This window comes from Aeromonas fluvialis (assembly GCF_000819885.1).
In the GTDB taxonomy this organism is placed as follows: domain Bacteria; phylum Pseudomonadota; class Gammaproteobacteria; order Enterobacterales; family Aeromonadaceae; genus Aeromonas; species Aeromonas fluvialis.
In genome coordinates this window covers 43,611-61,065 of record NZ_CDBO01000075.1, presented here as the reverse complement: position 1 = coordinate 61,065, position 17,455 = coordinate 43,611, and the positions used below count along the sequence as shown (strand labels likewise).

Annotated in this window: 21 protein-coding genes; 13 read left to right on the top strand and 8 right to left on the bottom strand. The window is 59.9% G+C overall.

What is annotated here, in order from left to right:
• Positions 1–60: 60 nt before the first annotated feature.
• Positions 61–1,197 carry an ABC transporter ATP-binding protein gene (locus BN1125_RS17810; protein WP_042013955.1) on the top strand — a complete coding sequence of 379 codons (1,137 nt, stop codon included), beginning with the start codon at positions 61–63 and terminating at the stop codon, positions 1,195–1,197.
• Between the two features lie 108 nt (positions 1,198–1,305).
• Here BN1125_RS17810 and ppk2 read toward each other — a convergent pair whose 3' ends face one another.
• Positions 1,306–2,133: a polyphosphate kinase 2 gene (gene ppk2 / locus BN1125_RS17805; RefSeq protein ID WP_042013953.1), complete on the bottom strand. Its 828-nt coding sequence runs from the start codon at positions 2,131–2,133 to the stop codon at positions 1,306–1,308.
• Positions 2,069–2,443 carry a hypothetical protein gene (locus BN1125_RS19200; RefSeq protein WP_156993529.1) on the bottom strand — a complete coding sequence of 125 codons (375 nt, stop codon included), beginning with the start codon at positions 2,441–2,443 and terminating at the stop codon, positions 2,069–2,071. The genes ppk2 and BN1125_RS19200 overlap by 65 nt, the downstream gene beginning before the upstream one ends.
• 11 nt (positions 2,444–2,454) lie before the next feature.
• Here BN1125_RS19200 and BN1125_RS17800 point away from each other — a divergent pair, with 11 nt between their 5' ends.
• Positions 2,455–3,255: an alpha/beta fold hydrolase gene (locus BN1125_RS17800; protein WP_042013952.1), complete on the top strand. Its 801-nt coding sequence runs from the start codon at positions 2,455–2,457 to the stop codon at positions 3,253–3,255.
• Between the two features lie 273 nt (positions 3,256–3,528).
• Here BN1125_RS17800 and BN1125_RS17795 read toward each other — a convergent pair whose 3' ends face one another.
• Together BN1125_RS17795 and BN1125_RS17790 are read right to left on the bottom strand one after the other, a co-directional pair.
• Positions 3,529–4,602: an AI-2E family transporter gene (locus tag BN1125_RS17795; RefSeq protein WP_042013950.1), complete on the bottom strand. Its 1,074-nt coding sequence runs from the start codon at positions 4,600–4,602 to the stop codon at positions 3,529–3,531.
• Positions 4,603–4,627: 25 nt separating this feature from the next.
• Positions 4,628–4,861: a sulfurtransferase TusA family protein gene (locus BN1125_RS17790; RefSeq protein WP_042013949.1), complete on the bottom strand. Its 234-nt coding sequence runs from the start codon at positions 4,859–4,861 to the stop codon at positions 4,628–4,630.
• Positions 4,862–4,982: 121 nt separating this feature from the next.
• Here BN1125_RS17790 and bepA point away from each other — a divergent pair, with 121 nt between their 5' ends.
• Positions 4,983–6,437 (top strand): beta-barrel assembly-enhancing protease, encoded by a 1,455-nt coding sequence (gene bepA / locus BN1125_RS17785; protein ID WP_425283654.1) that lies wholly within the window; start codon positions 4,983–4,985, stop codon positions 6,435–6,437.
• 101 nt (positions 6,438–6,538) lie between these two features.
• Here the strand turns inward: bepA and BN1125_RS17780 are convergent, their stop codons facing one another.
• Positions 6,539–7,021, bottom strand: a complete 483-nt coding sequence (locus BN1125_RS17780; protein ID WP_042013944.1) for a TlpA family protein disulfide reductase — start codon at positions 7,019–7,021, stop codon at positions 6,539–6,541.
• Positions 7,022–7,081: 60 nt separating this feature from the next.
• Here BN1125_RS17780 and arsC point away from each other — a divergent pair, with 60 nt between their 5' ends.
• Both arsC and BN1125_RS17770 read left to right on the top strand, forming a co-directional pair.
• Entirely contained in the window at positions 7,082–7,432 is a 351-nt protein-coding gene (arsC, locus tag BN1125_RS17775; protein WP_042013942.1) for an arsenate reductase (glutaredoxin), read from the top strand.
• Positions 7,429–7,812: a DUF2069 domain-containing protein gene (locus tag BN1125_RS17770; protein ID WP_005333836.1), complete on the top strand. Its 384-nt coding sequence runs from the start codon at positions 7,429–7,431 to the stop codon at positions 7,810–7,812. Before arsC ends, BN1125_RS17770 begins: the two co-directional genes overlap by 4 nt.
• A gap of 43 nt (positions 7,813–7,855) precedes the next feature.
• On the opposite strand, the gene BN1125_RS17765 is transcribed toward BN1125_RS17770, so the two are convergent.
• Positions 7,856–8,476: an acyl carrier protein phosphodiesterase gene (locus BN1125_RS17765; protein WP_042013941.1), complete on the bottom strand. Its 621-nt coding sequence runs from the start codon at positions 8,474–8,476 to the stop codon at positions 7,856–7,858.
• An 83-nt stretch (positions 8,477–8,559) separates the two neighbouring features.
• Positions 8,560–8,865: a hypothetical protein gene (locus tag BN1125_RS17760; RefSeq protein ID WP_042013940.1), complete on the bottom strand. Its 306-nt coding sequence runs from the start codon at positions 8,863–8,865 to the stop codon at positions 8,560–8,562.
• On the opposite strand from BN1125_RS17760, the gene BN1125_RS17755 reads away from it, so the two are divergent.
• The gene (locus BN1125_RS17755; RefSeq protein ID WP_156993526.1) at positions 8,864–9,646 is read left to right on the top strand and encodes an ABC transporter substrate-binding protein; all 783 of its coding nucleotides are present in this window, start codon (positions 8,864–8,866) and stop codon (positions 9,644–9,646) included. The genes BN1125_RS17760 and BN1125_RS17755 overlap by 2 nt on opposite strands.
• Positions 9,647–9,712: 66 nt before the next feature.
• The gene (iadA, locus tag BN1125_RS17750; protein WP_042013938.1) at positions 9,713–10,843 is read left to right on the top strand and encodes a beta-aspartyl-peptidase; all 1,131 of its coding nucleotides are present in this window, start codon (positions 9,713–9,715) and stop codon (positions 10,841–10,843) included.
• A 98-nt stretch (positions 10,844–10,941) separates the two neighbouring features.
• On the opposite strand, the gene BN1125_RS17745 is transcribed toward iadA, so the two are convergent.
• Positions 10,942–11,844, bottom strand: a complete 903-nt coding sequence (locus BN1125_RS17745; RefSeq protein WP_042013994.1) for a LysO family transporter — start codon at positions 11,842–11,844, stop codon at positions 10,942–10,944.
• Positions 11,845–12,377: 533 nt separating this feature from the next.
• Between BN1125_RS17745 and BN1125_RS17740 the strand changes: the two genes are divergently transcribed.
• The 6 genes from BN1125_RS17740 to BN1125_RS17715 all read left to right on the top strand — a co-directional run bounded on the left by BN1125_RS17740 (position 12,378) and on the right by BN1125_RS17715 (position 17,321).
• Positions 12,378–13,148, top strand: coding sequence for an ABC transporter ATP-binding protein (locus tag BN1125_RS17740; RefSeq protein ID WP_042013937.1), 771 nt, complete (start codon positions 12,378–12,380; stop codon positions 13,146–13,148).
• A gap of 49 nt (positions 13,149–13,197) precedes the next feature.
• Positions 13,198–13,971: an ABC transporter substrate-binding protein gene (locus tag BN1125_RS17735; RefSeq protein WP_042013936.1), complete on the top strand. Its 774-nt coding sequence runs from the start codon at positions 13,198–13,200 to the stop codon at positions 13,969–13,971.
• 277 nt (positions 13,972–14,248) lie between these two features.
• The gene (locus BN1125_RS17730) at positions 14,249–14,989 is read left to right on the top strand and encodes an ABC transporter permease (RefSeq protein WP_042013934.1); all 741 of its coding nucleotides are present in this window, start codon (positions 14,249–14,251) and stop codon (positions 14,987–14,989) included.
• 93 nt (positions 14,990–15,082) lie between these two features.
• Positions 15,083–15,775, top strand: coding sequence for an ABC transporter permease (locus tag BN1125_RS17725; RefSeq protein WP_042013932.1), 693 nt, complete (start codon positions 15,083–15,085; stop codon positions 15,773–15,775).
• Between the two features lie 176 nt (positions 15,776–15,951).
• Entirely contained in the window at positions 15,952–16,611 is a 660-nt protein-coding gene (locus tag BN1125_RS17720; protein WP_042013931.1) for a TIGR01621 family pseudouridine synthase, read from the top strand.
• Entirely contained in the window at positions 16,611–17,321 is a 711-nt protein-coding gene (locus tag BN1125_RS17715) for an HAD family hydrolase (protein WP_042013930.1), read from the top strand. The genes BN1125_RS17720 and BN1125_RS17715 overlap by 1 nt, the downstream gene beginning before the upstream one ends.
• Positions 17,322–17,455 lie beyond the last annotated feature (134 nt).

Sequence of the window (17,455 nt, the reverse complement as noted above, 5' to 3'; positions counted from 1 at the left end):
CCGGGGGAGCTGACTCCCCCCGCTATCACGATTTGCAAAGATTCAAGAGCGGAGCTCGTCATGGCTGAAGTAGTACTCAACAACGTTCGCAAAAATTACGATCCGGCTGTTCACAAGGACACCCTGCGCAGTATCAACCTCGACATCAAAGAGGGGGAATTCATCGTCTTCGTCGGCCCGTCCGGCTGCGGTAAATCTACCCTACTGCGGATGATCGCGGGTCTGGAAGACATCACCAGCGGTGAGCTGACCATCGGCGGTCGTTACATGAACGACGTGCCGCCGGTAGAGCGCAACGTCGGTATGGTGTTCCAGTCCTATGCCCTCTATCCCCACATGAACATCTACGAGAACATGGCCTTTGGTCTGAAGCTCAAGAAGATGGATAAAGAAAACATCCACAAGCGGGTGATGCGCGCCGCCGAGATCCTGGGTCTGGAGCCGTTGCTGGATAGAAAACCCAAGGCGCTCTCTGGCGGTCAGCGTCAGCGTGTTGCCATCGGTCGCAGCATCGTGCAGCAGCCGCAGGTGTTCCTGTTTGACGAACCCCTCTCCAACTTGGATGCCGCCTTGCGGGTCAAGATGCGAATTGAGATCGCCAAGCTGCACAAAGAGCTCAACTCCACCATCATCTACGTGACCCACGATCAGGTGGAAGCGATGACCCTGGCCGACAAGATAGTGGTACTGAGCCCGCTCAAGGCCGAGGCGGCTACCAACCTGGAGCAGTTCGGCTCACCGCTGGATCTCTATCACAACCCGGACAACAAGTTCGTGGCGGGCTTTATCGGCTCCCCCAAGATGAACTTCCTGAGCGGGGAGTTGCTGGAAATTGGCGAGCAGGAGTGTGTGGTCAAACTGACCTCCGGCGATACCGTGCGTGCCCGGGTCGATGCCCGCAGCGGCGCGGTGGGTGACAAGGTGGAGCTGGGCATTCGTCCGGAGCATCTGTTCCCGCTCGATCACCCCCATGCCCACAGCAAGGTGAGCGGCACAGTGCAGGTTGCCGAACATCTGGGGGCCGAATCTTTCGTCTACATGGATGTGGATGGTCACGACTTTACCGTCAAGGCCACCTCGGATGTGGATGTGGTGACCGGTCAGACCTACAGTGTGGGTATTCCGGCCGAGGCCTGCTACCTGTTCGATGCCAAGGAGCAGGCGTTCCCCCGTACCGCCAAATATATCCGTACCTGATGATTTAGTTGTACTGGTTTTCCTTAGTATTCAATGCCTTTTGCCGGTCGTCAGACCGGCTTTTTATTGCCTGCCGTTCGGGAAACATGGCAGGCAGGGTGATGGTGATCAGGCCTCCAGCTCGGCGGTAATGTCGGGCACAAAGGTCTGGCTGGCCAGCGGCGGTCGCTCATACCCTTCGGTCTTGATGGGGGGCAGGGTGATAGGCTCGTAGTGGATCGCCTCATAGGGCACCTTGCCAAGCAGGTGTGAGATGCAGTTGAGCCTGGCACGGCGCTTGTCATCGGCATCCACCACAAACCAGGGACAATCCTCGGTATCCGTGTAGGTGAACATGTCATCCTTGGCGCGGGAGTATTCCACCCAGCGCGAACGGGATTCGAGATCCATGGGGCTGAACTTCCAGCGCTTTATGGGGGTGTTGATCCGCTCCTTGAAGCGCTTCTCCTGCTCCTCGTCGCTGACCGAGAACCAGTATTTGATCAAGGTGATGCCGGAGCGGATCAGCATCCGTTCGAACTCGGGGCAGGCACGCAGAAACTCGCGATATTCGCCGTCGCTGCAAAAGCCCATCACCCGTTCGACCCCGGCCCGGTTGTACCAGGAGCGATCGAACAGCACCATCTCGCCAGCGGCGGGCAGGTGGGCGGCGTAGCGTTGAAAATACCACTGGGAGCGCTCCCGATCCGAGGGGGCGGGCAGGGCGCTGATCCGGCAGACCCGGGGGTTGAGGGGCTCGGTGATCGCCTTGATGACGCCCCCCTTGCCGGCGGCATCCCGTCCCTCGAACAGCACCACGACCTTGAGCCCCTCCTGTTTGACCCACTCCTGCAACTTGACCAGCTCCTCCTGCAGGTGGGCGAGGTGATGCTCATAGGTCTTTTTGTCCAGCCGGGGACGCTTCTTGTTCTTCTCCTTTTCCTTCTCCTTCGCCATCTGTTTCTCCTTGATGAATCCTTGTCATGGGTGACCTTTTTGAGTCAGCTCCAGCTTGCACCAGGGAGGCGCCACTGCCAAGGGGGACGTGATACACTGCCGCCCCGTCAGCCGCTGGCAACAGAAAAAACAGGAAGCCATTTAGGGCGATGTGCACTGCCGTCTCATCATCATCAGCGGCTGGCAATATAAACAGAAGTAAACATGAGGCGATTGATACCCAGACCTCATCAGCCGCTGGCAATAGAAAAAACATGACGTCGTTTATGGTGATGTGCACGGCAGTTTCATCACCATCAGCAGTTGGCAACAGGAGATAACATGAAGCATTTTATGGAGATAGCGGGCCGCCGCATGGCCTATCTGGACGAGGGCCAGGGCCCGGTGCTGCTGTTTGGTCACAGCTTTCTGTGGGACAGCGCCATGTGGGTGCCGCAGATCGAGGCGCTCAAGGGCCGCTATCGCTGTATCGTTCCCGAGCTGTGGGGCCACGGGTATTCCGACGTACTCCCCGAAGGTGGTTGCACCTTGGCGACCCTGGCGCGGGATCAGCTGGCGCTGCTCGATGCCCTCGGTGTCGATGAGTTTGTGCTGGTGGGCCTCTCCATTGGCGGCATGTGGGGTGTGGAGCTGGCGCGCATGGTGCCAAACCGCCTCAAGGGGCTGGTGCTGATGGACACCTTCGTTGGCCTCGAGCCCCAGATCACCTGCGAACGCTACCTCGGCATGCTGGCGATGATCGAGCAGCTGGGTACCATACCCGCGCCCATCATCGAACAGGTGGCGCCCCTCTTTTTTGCCAACCAGCCCGATGTCGCCCTGTTGGCCGATTTCAAGGCCCGTCTGGCGGCCTGGCCTGCCGACAAGATTGCCGCCATGGTGGCGGTGGGTCGCAGTTTTGTCACTCGCGAGGATCGCATCGAATGGCTGGAAGCGATCAAGGTTCCCGCGCTGGTGATGACTGGTTGTGAGGACAAGGCGCGCCCAGTGCTGGAAGGCTATCTGATGGCCGAGGTGCTGGGTTGCCCCTTCAAGGAGATCCCGGCTGCCGGTCATATCTCGACCCTGGAGAACCCCTCCTTCGTCAACCGGGCGCTGGTCGAGTTTCTGGCTGCGCTGTAAACCAGAGATAGCTAGCATGTCGGCTGAGCGCGAGTTCGACCTGTGTCGGGGGGTGGGCTGGCAAGCCGCAGGACCATCAGCCCGCCAAGGGTACAACGCTGCTCACGTTAGCGCGTTTGAGTTGCAGCCTCAGGGCTAATGCGCGAGGGAGGCATGATGCCTCCCTCTTTCTATGGCGCGCTGCGCTGGATAAAGGCGGGCGTCAGCTTGACCGGACACGGTCTTGCTCATTCATCTCAAGTGAGATTTATGAATGATGAGTCAAAAAACAGTCTATCTGATGACGGCATGGGCATTATCTTCCCGCTTGGGCCAGGCGTTGATCACCGCCTTGACCAGGGTGGCGAGGGGAATGGCGAAGAAGACGCCCCAGAATCCCCACAAGCCGCCAAACACCAGCACGGCGATGATGATGGCGACCGGGTGGAGGTTGACCGCCTCCGAGAAGAGCACCGGCACCAGCAGGTTGCCATCGAGAGCCTGAATGACCAGATAGGCCACCATCAGCCAGGCGAACTCGGGAGTGAGGCCCCACTGGAACAGGGCGACCATGGCCACCGGTACCGTCACCACGGCGGCGCCGATATAGGGGATCAGCACCGAGAAGCCGACCGCGACCGCCAGCAGCACCGAGTAACGCAACCCCATCAGGGCGAAGGGGACATAGGCGGCGATACCGACGATCAGGATCTCGATCACCTTGCCACGGATGTAGTTGATGATCTGGTTGTTCATCTCGACCCACACCCGGTTGACCAAGGTGCGGTTGCGCGGCAGGAAGCGGCGCAGGCTGCCCATCAAGACCCGCTTGTCCTTGAGCATAAAGAAGACCATCAGCGGCACCAGAATCAGGTAGATCATGATGGCGACCACGTTGACCAGCGAGCTGAGGGAGGCGCTCACCAGATGCTCGCCGCCACTGAGGATGCGCTGGCGAATATTGTCGATGACGGTCTCCACCAGACTGACGTCGATGAGCTCGGGGTATTTGTCCGGCAGGGTGCGCACATAATCCTGAGCGTGGGTCAGCATGGCGGGAGCTTCTTTGGCCAGATTGATCCCCTGGCTCACCAGCGTCGGGATAAGCCCCAGCAAGGAGGCCACCGCCACCGCAATAAAGAGGATCAGAATGACGCTGGTGGCCAGGGTGCGCGACAGCCCCGCCTTTTGCAGCCGGGCAACCGGCCACTCCAGCAGATAGGCCATCACCAGCGCCACCAGCAGGGGGGCCAGCAGATCGCCAAACAGCCAGATGATAGTGAAGCTGAACACCAGCAACAGGAACAGGGTAACGGCATCGGGATCGGAAAAACGGGTCTGATACCAGCGTTTCAGTACTTCTAACATGACGGCATCCTTACATCACAGGGGCTCAAGATGGTTGTTTCGCCCCGACAACCAGCTGCAAAGAGAGGGTATTGTCCAGTGCTTGCTGCATCTCGACATGGTGGCCCTGACGTTGGAGGTAGGCCGGAATATCCTGCCGGGATCCCGCATCGGCCAGCCGTATGGTGACGGTTTGACCACTTTTGGCCTCCCTTAACCAGAGCTTGAGCCGGATCAGCGGCTCGGGGCAACGCCAGGGGGTCAGGTCGAGAACTTCCATGGGGACTCCAGCACGCAGGTGGCCGCTATTATGGCCGTGATAAGAGCCTGAAACAACGCTTGTCGCCCTTGATGGGCAAGGGTATTCTGCCGAGGCCCTTTCTGATGGAGATAGTGATAACGTGGCACGCTTTTCCCCCCTGATGGCATCGCTTCCCCTGCTGGTTTCCCTGATGGGTGCCACTTTTCATGCCGAGGCCAACAATCAGCTTCCCGATATCGGCACGGCCGGGGTGGCTGCCCTTCCTATCGAGCAGGAGGTGCGTTACGGCAACGCCTTTATGCGCTTTGCCCGCGCGGGCCTGCCGATCATCGATGATCCTGTGTTGAGCCAATATATCGACGATCTGGGTCAGCGACTGTTGACCAATGCCGACGGGGTACGCTTCCCCTTTACCTTCTTTCTGATCAATGACCCCAGCATCAACGCGGCCGCCTTCCTGGGCGGGCGAGTCAAGGTGCACACAGGGTTGTTCCTCTACGCCGACAGCGAGAGCGAGTTGGCCTCGGTGCTGGCCCACGAAATCACCCACGTGACCCAGCGCCATATCGCCCGTTACATGGAGGCACAGGCGAGCAGCTCGGCGGTGACCCTGGCCGGTCTGGTGGGCTCCATCGCGCTGGCGGTGATCAACCCGACCGCTGGTATCGCCGCGCTGCAGACTACGCTGGGCCTCTCCATGCAGTCCGCCATCAACTACACCCGCGACAACGAATACGAAGCGGACCGTATCGGCATGAAGACCCTCTACGATGCCGGTTTCGACCCCATGGGGATGGCCAACTTCTTCCAGAAACTGGCCGCCGAGTACCGTTACGCCAGCAAGCCGCCGGAGATGCTGCTCACTCACCCGTTGCCGGAGACCCGGATCAGCGAGGCTCGGGCCCGGGCAGGCAGTTATGGCCGTCGCAACTTGCCGCCCAGCCTCGACTTCTGGCTGGCCAAGGTGCGTATTCAGGTCCGTTTCGGCACCGATACCCCGCAGGGGCTGTTGAGCTACTTCGACACCCGGATCCAGAAGGGGGATTACCCGCTCAAGGATGCCGCCATCTATGGCAAGGCGCTGGCGCTGATCCAGCTCAAGCGCAGCGACGAGGCCGATGCCCTGATGAAGGAGCTGGCGGCCCGTCATCCGGAAGATCTCTTTATCGTCGATGCCCAGACCGACATCGATCTGGCCAAGGGGCGCAGCGCCCAGGCGATCGCCCGGTTGGAAAAGTTCCGTACCCGGATGCCGGCCAATGAAGTGATCATCGTCAACCTCGGCAACGCCTATCTGGAGAGCGGCAACTACAAGAAATCCATCGCTATTCTCGACCCCTATGCCCGTGCGAACGAAGAGAACAACCTGGCCTGGAACCTGCTGTCCGATGCCTATCGCAAGGCGGGCAGAATGACCGAGCTGCATATGGCGCGGGCCGAGATGCTCGCGCTGCGCGGGGATTATCAGGCCGCCATCGACGAGCTGATCGTGGCCCGTGGCACCACCAGTGACCGGATGACCCTGGCGCGACTGGAGGCGCGGATCACCGAGCTAGAGCGGGCCAAGAAGGATCTCGACAGCCTCAAGGGCTAACGACTTCGGGTATTGGCCAATACAACAAGGGCGCACCGAGGTGCGCTCTTGTTGTTTATGGCGGTGACGTTGATGTGGGTGACGGTGATAGCAGTGATGGGCTAGTGACTCATTCTGCTGACGGTCGTCTTGAGCATCTCGATCTGCTGCTGGTCGAGCTCGCCGATCAGCGTCTGCTGGAGTTTGCCCTCACTGTCGAGCAGATAGCTGGTGGGCAGGCCGCTTGGGCGAGGGAAGGGGAGCTTGGCATCCTCATTGGCAGTAAGGAGCGGCACCCTGATGTGGTATTGCGCCGCCAGGTTACCCAATTCTGCCGGCGTGGTCGGGTCGTAGTTCACGGCCACCACGGCGATCTCTCCCTCGGCGGCCAGCGCGTTGAGGAGCGGCATCTCCCGCAGGCAGGGGGCGCACCAGGGGGCGAAGTAGTTGACCAGGAGCGGCTTGTCGACAAAGTGGCGTAAGCTGACCGGTTCTCCTGACCCGTCGCTGAATTCGGGGGCCGGGCTGCAGGCACTGAGCAGCCAGGCCACAATCAGCCAACAAATTCGTTTCAATTCCGTTGCACCGCCGCTTACCCTGACCATCACTTTCCCCTACAATAGCGCCGTTTCTAGTCCCATCTTGCGATTAATCAGGGAGTTACCATGAGCGAGACCCAAATCTACCACAATCCGCGCTGCTCCAAGAGTCGCGAAACCCTGGCCCTGCTGGAACAGCACGGGATCGCCCCTGATGTGGTGCTCTATCTGGAGCAGGCCCCGAACGAAGATGAGATCCGCAACCTGCTCTCTCTGCTCGGCTTTAGCGACCCGCGCCAGCTGATGCGCACCAAGGAGGATCTCTACAAGGAGCTGGGATTGGCCGATGTCAGCGGTGATGCCCTTATTCGCGCCATGCACCAGCATCCCAAGCTGATCGAGCGCCCCATTGTCATCAAGAATGGTCAAGCCCGTATTGGTCGCCCGCCGGAGCAGGTGCTGGAGATCCTCAAATGAGCACCCGCTTCGCCCGTTGGCTGACCCTGGTCGGCTTCTTCGGCCTGCTGGGCTGGGTCATCCTCTGGCATCTGTGGCTGTCACCCCATCCGGATCTCAATCCCTGGCTGTTGCCGGTGATCTGGACCGTGCCACTGCTCTTCCCTCTCAAGGGGATAGTGCAGGGCAACCCCTACACCCACGCCTGGGGCAACTTCGTGTTGATGCCCTATTTCCTCCACGCCCTCACCCTGATCACCACGGATGAGGGGGAGCGGTGGCTGGCGGTGGTGGAGCTGGTCTTCACCACTCTCGCCTTTGTCGGCACCATCTATTACGCCCGACTGCGTGGTCGGGAACTTGGCCTCAGCATTCGCAAAAAGAAAGACGAAGCCAACTGATGACAAACGCCCTGCAAGGGGCGTTTTTTATGGGGAAGCAGTTCTATCCAGAGGGATCACAGTGCCCTTGGGCTGCCCGATATTGGGCCAGCTGCTGCTGGCTAAAGTCCATCAGCGCGGGATAGAAGCGCAGAAATCCCGCCTCGCATGTTTGCCACTGCGATTCATCGAGGGTCAGCAGCGCCTCTCCCAGTTGTACCGGGCGGCGCAGTCGGCGACCGATGCCATTCAGCGCTTGCCCCAGCCCCTCCCTGTGGCGATAGGAGGCGATCCAGTTCTGCTCGGCCATCCGCTTGAGGGGGAGTGGCAGTCCATCCGGCAGGCGTGGGTGATCCGCCAATAGCTGCTCATAACTGCGTTGCAGGAAGTGGGGCAGGGGCTTGGTACTGAACAGTCCCCAGTGCTGGCTCAGCCAGTGGTCGTAGATCATATCCACCACTATGCCGCCAAAGCGGCGCCAGGGGGCTTCGAAACAGGCGACGGCCGCCTTGTGCTCGGGGTGGCTGTCGGTAAAGGCGTCGATCTTGCGGTGCAACCAGATCCCCTCATCGAAGTGGGCGGCAAGCCCCGTGGGCAGCGGTCCCTTGATAAAATCACCCAGCAGATTGCCGGTGAGGGAGCTTCGGGTGTGGGCAGCCAGATGGAGATGGGCCAGAAAATTCATCGGTAGCGGTGGGTCTGTTATGGGATGGCAAGGTGCTTCGAGCCTAACGGATCCCGCCCGCCTTGGCCATGATCAGGATTTTGCTACTGCCCGGCGGCTGCCTCTTGCCGGGCAAAATTCGGGCGTGCTAAGGTAATTGCCATCTTTGTCACAGGACGCGACAAACCACCATGATGCGCAAAGCCAGAGGCTTTTTTCTGGCCTTCTACTTCAAGCCTTTCTATCTCTCCGAGTGGTTCGACGAATAGATCGAACCCCTGGAGCAGTTCACTGACGCCCGCTCGGGCGTGATCTCGCTCATCCAGATTTTGCCGCTTTTGGTCATCGCATGCATTTGCTTGCGGTGCCTTGTCCGCGCCTGTGCGCTTTTTATGTAATGGAGTACTCATGATGAAGATCAGACTGACCCTCTCTGCCCTGTTTGTTGCCAGCCTGCTGGCCACCCCCGCCATGGCCAAGGAGTGGAAAACCGTGCGCTTCGGGGTGGAGGGGGCCTACCCGCCCTTCTCCTGGACCGATGCGTCGGGTGAGATCAAGGGGTTTGATATCGATCTCGCCAACGCCCTGTGCCAGCAGATGGCGGTCAAGTGCGAGCTGGTGGCGCAGGATTGGGATGGCATGATCCCGGCTCTGCTGTCGCGCAAATACGATGCCATCATCGCCGCCATGTCGATCACCGATGAGCGGCGCCAGAAGGTCGATTTCACCGAGAAATATGCCCATATTCCCAATCGCTTTGTGGCGGCCAAGGGGTCTGAGCTGACGCTGACCCCGGAAGGCATGGCGGGCAAGCGCATCGGGGTGCAGCGTGCCACCACCCATGACAAGTACCTGACCGACAATTTTGGATCGAACGTCACCATCGTCCGTTACGGCAATGCCGACGAAGCCTATCTCGATCTGAAAGCGGGTCGGGTGCTGGCCCTGCTGGCCGATGCCTCTGCCATCGAGCAGGGGTTGCTTGGCAAAGAGGGGGGCGACAAGTTCGACTATGTGGGGCCCGCTCTGACCGATCGTCAGTGGTTTGGTGACGGCATGGGGATCGCCGTGCGCAAGAGCGATAAGGAGCTAAAGGGCAAGCTGGACGAGGCGATCAAGGCCCTGCGTGCTAGCGGCACCTATCAGCAGATCAACCAGAAGTACTTCAAGTACGATATATATGGTGGTTGACGGGGGGAGGGAGCTTGCTCCCTCTCTTTTCATTGGGCAAGCGACAATCGTGCAAGGAGAATTGCCATGTTGACCCTGATCGAGGGAGCCGAGATCTTCAGCCCCACCCACCTTGGCCAGCAGGATCTGCTGGTGGCCGATGGCCGTATCGCCTGGATGGGCAAGGGATTGACGGTGCCGGCAAACTGGCCGTTGCATCGGGTCGATGGCCGTGGTCGCTATCTGGTGCCCGGGCTGGTGGATCCGCTGGCCCATATCACCGGCGGCGGCGGAGAGGGGGGGTTTGCCTTTCGCACTCCGGAACTGGCGGCGAGCGAGGTGCTCAAGGCCGGTGTCACCACCTTGGTGGCGGCGCTCGGCACCGACAGCCTGACCCGCACTCCCGCACAGGTGCTTGGCAAGGTGCGCGAGTGTCGCGCCGCCGGGGTGAGCGCCTTTATGTATACCGGCTCCTACCATCTACCGGTCAAGACCCTGACCGGTACGGTGGAGTCGGACATCATCTTGATCCCCGAGGTCTTGGGGGTGGGGGAGGTGGCCATCAGTGACCACAGATCCAGTGCGCCGACCCACCACGAGCTGGCCAGGCTTGCCAGCGAGGCGCGGGTGGCCGGGCTGCTCGCGGGCAAGAGCGGGATCAGCTTCTTCCATGTCGGGGATGGCAAGGGGGCATTGGCCCCCCTGCGGGCCCTGCGCGATGAGACCGACATTCCGCTGCGCCAGCTCTATCCCACTCACTGCAACCGCAACCCCTGGCTCTTTGCCGAGGCTATCGAGTGGGGTAAGGCGGGAGGTTGGGTCGACCTCACCACCTCGAGCTTTCCCGATCTGCTGGAGGATGGCGAGCGGCTGGCCGCCGATGGGCTGGCCGAGCTGCTGGCCGCCGATGTACCTGCCGATCGCATCACCTTCAGCTCGGATGCTAATGCCAGCCTGCCGCGCTTTGATGGCGAAGGGCGGCTCATCGAGATGCGCTGCGGCCAGATTGCCAGCCTGTGGCAGCAGTGCGTGCGCGCGACCCGGCTCGGCGTGTCGCTGGAGAGGGCATTGGCCACGGTGACGTTTAATCCGGCACAGGCGCTGGGGCTCGGCAGCAAGGGGGGGATCGGGGTTGGGCAGGATGCAGATCTGCTGCTGGTGCACGCCCGGACGTTTGCTATCGAACGGGTGATGAGTGGCGGCCTTTGGCGCGAATAAGGCTGCGGGCAATATCGCAGCCAGTGCGTGGTTGCTCCAAACAGCAAAAGCCCGACCACAAGGTCGGGCTTTTTTTATCTGCAATGTGGGAATCAGGCTTAGATCGCCAGAAACCCGAGGATCAGGATGGGGCCGAGCAGGCTCAGGATAAAGCCGGAGACAATGGCCACCGGCACCACCTGAATGCCACCGGATTTCTGGATAACCGGCAGGGTGAAGTCCAGCGCCGTGGCGCCGCCGTAACCGATGGCCGCCGAGGGGTGGCGACGCATCAGCACCGGGATGATCAGGATGGCAATAAGCTCACGGCCCAGATCGTTGATAAAGGCGGCCGAGCCGAGCACCGGCCCCAGTTTGTCGGCCACCAGAATGCCGGAGAGCGAATACCAGCCGAAGCTCGAGCTCATCGCCAGACCATGGGCAAAGGGCATGCCCAGCAACTGGGCCGCCAGCAGGCTACCCAGCCAACTGCTGAGGATGACGGTGGCGGCTATCTTCATCCCCCAGGGGTTGAGCAGGATCTGGCGCAGCCGCATGCCTGAGTTGCGCATCTGCACCCCGATGAGAAACAGCAGCAGCATCAGGGCCCACTCACTCCATTTGTCGATGGGCAGGGCGCGCAGATCCACCAGTAGACCCAGCAGCACACCGCCGAGCACCACAAAGCAGAGCTGCAGGGATTCCCACAGCAGGTGCAACTTGCCCGGCATCCTGGCATCGTTCGCCTCATGGGTCGGCGGTGTGCGCTTGTCGAGCCACCAGAGGGCCAGCAGGTTGCAGACCGTGATCGCGGTCAGCATCACCCCGGCGACCTTGAAGATCACCGCCAGATTGCTGCCCAGGTTCTCCACATAGGCAAGCCCGAGCCCCATCAGAAACAGAATGAGGTAGACCATCTTGCCCAGACTCTGGTTGACCAGCCTGATCAGCCGGGCAGAGGAGAGGGGTATCAGATAGCCGATTGCCAGTGGCAACAGGATCAGCAACACATTGAGCAGCATCGAGGCCTCGGTCACAAAAACTGATAAAAACACCACCTTATCATTACTTATTGGCTCTGTGTCACATATCTCTCGCTTTCATGGTCAAAAACAGCCCTTTTTGGAGAGGATTTTTACTTTTATGACACAACTCCTCCGTTTGTTAAGGTTCCAAGCGAGCTTGGCTGAGCCAATAAAATCAAGTTGATCCGAATGGCAGGTTGAGATTTTACTCTGCGGGAGGCTGCATAAAGTTATTTTGCTGCCTGTTTGGCGCTCATTCCGCTTTTTTTCTTGCCACTAATGTGATTGGAGTATAAAAAGGCGGTATCAGAGCGGCTATTGAAACGGCTGTTTATGCAAACAAAGTGCTGAAAAATACGCTTTGAGCGAATAAAAATAGAGCAAACAGCCTGAAGACCTTCGTTCTGTATTGTTTTTTCACTATCCGGATGATATTTTCGCTGCAGGTTGCCATCGGTTAATGTTTTGTTAAATGAACGATGGTTGAGTCACGCCCCTGCGGCGTCTAGGGACAGACAAGGTTGTAATGGATGAGCGACGTTGCCGCACTGGAAGTACGTGATCTGCACAAATATTTTGGCACCCACGAAGTGCTCAAGGGCATCGACATGACCGCCCACAAGGGAGATGTGATCTCCCTGATCGGCTCCTCCGGCTCGGGGAAGTCGACCTTTCTTCGCTGTATCAATCTGCTCGAAACCCCCTCATCAGGCACCGTCTCGCTCCATGGTGAGCTGATTGCCATGAAAACCAACCGGGCCGGTGAACGGCAACCACAAGACATGCGCCAGGTGGAGCGGATCCGCAGTCGGCTGGCCATGGTGTTTCAAAGTTTCAACCTCTGGTCACACATGACCATCATGCAGAACATCATCGAAGTGCCGATCCAGGTGCTCAAGGTGCCCCGGGCCGAGGCGATTGCCAGAGCTGAGCAGCTGCTCAACCGGGTCGGGCTGTGGGAGCGGCGCGACTACTATCCCGGCCATCTTTCCGGTGGTCAGCAGCAGCGGGCCGCCATTGCCCGTGCGCTGGCGGTGGAGCCCGAAGTGATGCTGTTTGATGAACCCACCTCGGCGCTGGATCCCGAGCTGGTGGGGGAGGTGCTCGGCCTGATGCGCGAGCTGGCCGAAGAGGGGCGCACCATGCTGGTGGTGACCCATGAGATGTCGTTTGCCCGCGATGTATCGAACAAGGTGATGTTTCTGCATCAGGGGCGGGTGGAAGAGGAGGGCAACCCCAAGGAGATTTTCGCCCATCCCAAATCCGAGCGGTTCAAGCAATTTATCTCCTCCATCTATTGATGGTCGAGAACTCGAATCAACGATCAACTGTTTTATCAAGGAGAGAGACATGAACAAGCTGATGCTGGCGACTGCCGTAGTCACTGCCCTCGCGTCCGGTAGCCTGATGGCCAAGGAGTGGAAAGAGGTTCGGATCGGGGTTGAGGGTGCCTACCCCCCTTTCTCCTGGACCGAGCCCAGTGGCGAGGTGAAAGGCTTTGATATCGACATCGCCAACGCCCTGTGCGAAGAGATGAAAGTGAAGTGTACCCTGGTCAAGCAGGACTGGGACGGCATCATTCCGGCGCTGCTGTCGCGCAAATATGACGCCATCATCGCCACCATGGACATCACCGAAGAGCGCAAGAAGAAGGTGGACTTCACCCAGAAGTACCAGCACATTCCGGCCCGCTTCGCCGCCAAGAAGGGCACAGAGGTCAAGCTCGACAAGGCCTTCATGGATGGTAAAACCGTAGCGGTGCAACGTGCTACTTCCATGGATACCTACATCACGGACAACTTCCCGAACGCCACCATCAAGCGTTACGGCACCGCAGATGAAGCCTACCTCGATCTGAAATCCGGTCGGGTTGACTATGTGATGGCCGACTCCGCCGCCATCTCCGATGGTCTGCTGAAGAAGGAAGGGGGCGATGCCTACGAGTTTGTCGGCCCGAAACTGACCGATCCCAAGTGGTTTGGCGAGGGTGCCGGCATTGCGGTGCGCAAGGCTGACAAGGATCTGAAAGAGAAATTCAATGCCGCCATTCTGGCGCTGCGTGCCAACGGCAAGTACAAGGAGATCAACGACAAGTACTTCGAGTTCGACGTGTACGGCGATTAACACCAAGAGCCATTCAGGGTAACGCGAAGGGGTCGCCAAGGCGAGTCCAGGCTAAACCCTCTCCCGTCGGGAGAGGGTTGGCTGAGGGGGGGCACTCTCTCAGGTCAGAGAGAAGCAACAGACCGATCGGCTGACCCTCCTTGGTTATCGGGCCCGTTTGCTCTTGCCGGAGTAATGGGCCCGTATTGATCACAATGGTGTTGCACATATTATTCGAACTGCTATAGCGCTTTCTGGTTAGCAGGTGCGTGAAGATTCCGTGGCGATGGAGCTGTATATGTTTGATTTGAAAGGATACGAAGCCTCGCTGCTGGAGGGCGCCTGGGTCACCCTGGAAGTGGCGCTGGCCTCCCTGCTGCTGGCGTTGCTGCTGGGGATGCTGGGGGCGCTGGCCAAGCTCTCCCCCTACAAGTGGGCCCGGGCCATCGCCACCGGCTACACCACCATCATTCGCGGCATCCCCGATCTGGTGCTGATGATGCTGCTCTTCTTTGGCGGCCAGGTGCTGATCAACGGCATCTGCAGCTGGGTCAACGAGACTTACAACAGCTGGTTGCTGGAGAGCAATCCCAATCAGGAGTGGATCTCTCTGCTCCCCGACTATATCGATATCAGCCCCTTTGTCGCCGGGGTGGCGACCATCGGCTTTATCTTTGGCGCCTACATGACCGAGACCTTTCGCGGCGCCATTCTGGCGGTGGACAAAGGCGAGCTGGAGGCCGCCCGCGCCTTTGGCATGCGGGCAACCCAGGTGTTTGTGCGGATCCTCTTCCCCCAGATGATGCGCCACGCTTTGCCGGGGTTTGGCAACAACTGGCTGGTGCTGCTGAAAACCACCGCGCTGGTCTCCATCATCGGGCTTGATGACATGGTGCGCAAAGCCTCCTTGGCGGCGGGCTCGACCCAGCAGCCCTTCACCTTCTACATGGCGGTGGCGCTGATCTTCCTGATCTTCACCGCAGTCTCCACCTCGGCGCTCAAGTGGGCCGAGCGTCACTATGCCATCAAGACGAGGTAAGCCATGTCGTACTCAATGCAGTCATCCGTTTACTGTGAGCGTCGCGGTGCCAGTGCCGAGCGTCACTACATCACGATGAAGACGAGGTAAGCCATGGATTTCTCAATCATTCTCAAAGAGTGGCCCACCTACTGGGAGGGGCTCTATACCACCGTCTGGCTGGTGGCGGTCTCGCTGATCCTTGGGCTGATGCTGGCGGTGCCCATGGGCATCCTGCGCAATAGTCGCAACTGGCTGATCAAGGGGCCGATCTGGGCCTACATCTACTTCTTTCGCGGCACCCCGCTGCTGGTGCAGCTCTTTATCATCTACTACGGCGCCGCCCAGTGGGAGTGGCTGAAAAACAGTGCCGCCTGGTCGCTGTTTGCTGAGGCCTGGTTCTGCGCCCTGCTGGCCTTCACCCTCAATACCGCTGCCTATACCGCCGAGATCGTGCGCGGGGCGGTACACAATATGCCGCGTGGCCAGATTGAGGCAGCCAACGCCTTTGGCATGACCCGCTGGCAGACCCTGACCCGGATCATTTTGCCCAACTCGTTTCGCCGGGCACTGCCTGCCTACAGCAACGAGGTGATCTTCATGCTGCAGGGCTCGGCGGTGGCAGGCATCATCACCATCGTCGACTTGACCGGTGCGGCGCGGATCATCAACTCCCGTTACTACAGTCCGTTCGAGGCGTTTTTGACCGCAGGGCTGCTCTATATGCTGCTCACCTTTGTCATCGTCTGGCTGTTCAAGAAGTGGGAAGCCCGCTGGCACGCCCATCTGCGCCCGCGCAGTGTCTGATCCGCAACGCGTCTGAGTCGAACCGCGACATGATCGGCCCCGCCACCCTGGCGGGGCTTTTTTCTCTGTGGTCATGGCCAGCGGCCGTTTGCCAAATGGCGGCCAAGCAGAGAGAATGCCAGCCCGAGTGCAGCCGACCCTTGGCTGCGCCCCTCTCTCCCAGCGCCCGAGGTTTTATGTACCGGATAATGTTTGAGCACCCCGCCTTTTTGGTTATCGACAAGCAGCCCGGTATCGGCATGCATGACGAGAAGGGCGACGGGGTGGCGGTGACGCCGGGGCTGATCAATCGCGTGAAGGCCGATACCGGGCTGACCCTCTATCCGGTGCATCGGCTCGACAAGATGACCTCCGGCTTGGTGCTGCTGGCCCGCACCACGGAGGCGAATCGTGAGCTGAGCATGGCCTTTGCCGCCCGCGAGGTGAGCAAGCAGTATCTGGCGCTCTCCGATCGCAAACCCAAGAAGAAGCAGGGCTGGGTGAAGGGGGATATGCAAAAGGGGCGCGGTGGCAGCTGGTTGCTGGCGCGCACGCTGGAAAACCCCGCCATCAGCTGGTTCGATTCGGTGTCGGTGCGCGAGGGGCTGCGGCTCTATCGCATCAAGCCGCAGACTGGCAAGACCCACCAGATCCGGGTTGCCCTCAAAAGCATCGGCGCCCCCATTCTCGGGGATGAACGCTATGGCGGCACGCCAGCCGATCGTGGCTATCTGCACGCCTGGCGGCTCAGCTTCACCCTGGCAGGGGAGCCGTTCGATTTTGTCTGCCCGCCCGATGTGGGGAGTGAATTTGTCACCCCCGAGCTCACGGCAGCCATCGCAGCCCTTGCGCCCTGATGGTTATGCGCCCAGCGTCTGACGCCATTATCCATTCAGCGAAAGAGCGTGATCCTGACGGACGTGCGCCGCGCTGGATCCTGGCCGACTTTGACGACACCCTGGCTCCAGGCGACAGCCACGCCGGTCTGCTGCGCTATATCCTGCGCCGCCGGATCTGGCCGCTGCTGCTGTTGCCAGTGATTGCGCTGGGTGGGTTGCTCTATTTGTTACCAAGTCAGCTGCTACCCAGCCAGCGGCGGTGCGGCATTTCCCTTATCTGGTGGGCCATCACCCTGGGGCTCAATCCCTTGGGGTGGCGCAAGCTGGTGCGTGCTTATTGCCGCACCAGGCCAGGGCTGTTTCGTCAGGCTCGCGATCTGCTGCAAAGTGAGGGGGCGCGCTGCTGGGTGATCTCCGCCAGTCCCTGCGCGCTGGTGCGAGCCCAGCTCTATCAGCAACTGCCCGGCCAGTTGCCCCACCGGATCATTGGCTCGCGGATGCACTACCGTTTTGGCGGTCTGATGCCGCGCTTCTACTGCCACGGTCAGCACAAGCTGCTGCCGGCGATCTGCGCCCTCGATGCCGAGCTGGCCCTGAGCGACAGCCTGCACGATCTGCCGCTGCTGGGGTTGGGGAAAGAGGCGTGGTTGATCAATCCGACGACAACACGACTGCAAAAAGCCCGGGCCCGCTTGCCCAATCTGATGGTCAAAAACTGGCAACTGTAAGGCAACGCTGACAGCTGCGTGGGTCGTCACAGTTTGATCTGCAAGGTTGCGGCCCTGATGTCACAATTTGTTTACATCTATTGCCCGCCCGGCCCCCATAACTATCTGCAGCCCGCCTCTTCTCTTCCTGCTAC

What these genes read in the sequence shown, in the direction of transcription:
- BN1125_RS17790 (WP_042013949.1), bottom strand. Translation starts at nt 4,861, where the DNA reads ATGGAAGTTCTCGACCTGACCCCCTGGCGTTGCCCCGAGCCGCTGATC.
- BN1125_RS17725 (WP_042013932.1), top strand. Translation starts at nt 15,083, where the DNA reads ATGGATTTCTCAATCATTCTCAAAGAGTGGCCCACCTACTGGGAGGGG.
- BN1125_RS17810 (WP_042013955.1), top strand. Translation starts at nt 61, where the DNA reads ATGGCTGAAGTAGTACTCAACAACGTTCGCAAAAATTACGATCCGGCT.
- BN1125_RS17755 (WP_156993526.1), top strand. Translation starts at nt 8,864, where the DNA reads ATGATGAAGATCAGACTGACCCTCTCTGCCCTGTTTGTTGCCAGCCTG.
- BN1125_RS17715 (WP_042013930.1), top strand. Translation starts at nt 16,611, where the DNA reads ATGGTTATGCGCCCAGCGTCTGACGCCATTATCCATTCAGCGAAAGAG.
- BN1125_RS17770 (WP_005333836.1), top strand. Translation starts at nt 7,429, where the DNA reads ATGAGCACCCGCTTCGCCCGTTGGCTGACCCTGGTCGGCTTCTTCGGC.
- BN1125_RS17745 (WP_042013994.1), bottom strand. Translation starts at nt 11,844, where the DNA reads ATGCTGCTCAATGTGTTGCTGATCCTGTTGCCACTGGCAATCGGCTAT.
- BN1125_RS17720 (WP_042013931.1), top strand. Translation starts at nt 15,952, where the DNA reads ATGTACCGGATAATGTTTGAGCACCCCGCCTTTTTGGTTATCGACAAG.
- iadA (WP_042013938.1), top strand. Translation starts at nt 9,713, where the DNA reads ATGTTGACCCTGATCGAGGGAGCCGAGATCTTCAGCCCCACCCACCTT.
- BN1125_RS17795 (WP_042013950.1), bottom strand. Translation starts at nt 4,602, where the DNA reads ATGTTAGAAGTACTGAAACGCTGGTATCAGACCCGTTTTTCCGATCCC.
- BN1125_RS17780 (WP_042013944.1), bottom strand. Translation starts at nt 7,021, where the DNA reads ATGGTCAGGGTAAGCGGCGGTGCAACGGAATTGAAACGAATTTGTTGG.
- BN1125_RS17740 (WP_042013937.1), top strand. Translation starts at nt 12,378, where the DNA reads ATGAGCGACGTTGCCGCACTGGAAGTACGTGATCTGCACAAATATTTT.
- BN1125_RS17760 (WP_042013940.1), bottom strand. Translation starts at nt 8,865, where the DNA reads ATGAGTACTCCATTACATAAAAAGCGCACAGGCGCGGACAAGGCACCG.
- BN1125_RS17800 (WP_042013952.1), top strand. Translation starts at nt 2,455, where the DNA reads ATGAAGCATTTTATGGAGATAGCGGGCCGCCGCATGGCCTATCTGGAC.
- BN1125_RS17735 (WP_042013936.1), top strand. Translation starts at nt 13,198, where the DNA reads ATGAACAAGCTGATGCTGGCGACTGCCGTAGTCACTGCCCTCGCGTCC.
- arsC (WP_042013942.1), top strand. Translation starts at nt 7,082, where the DNA reads ATGAGCGAGACCCAAATCTACCACAATCCGCGCTGCTCCAAGAGTCGC.
- ppk2 (WP_042013953.1), bottom strand. Translation starts at nt 2,133, where the DNA reads ATGGCGAAGGAGAAGGAAAAGGAGAAGAACAAGAAGCGTCCCCGGCTG.
- BN1125_RS17765 (WP_042013941.1), bottom strand. Translation starts at nt 8,476, where the DNA reads ATGAATTTTCTGGCCCATCTCCATCTGGCTGCCCACACCCGAAGCTCC.
- BN1125_RS17730 (WP_042013934.1), top strand. Translation starts at nt 14,249, where the DNA reads ATGTTTGATTTGAAAGGATACGAAGCCTCGCTGCTGGAGGGCGCCTGG.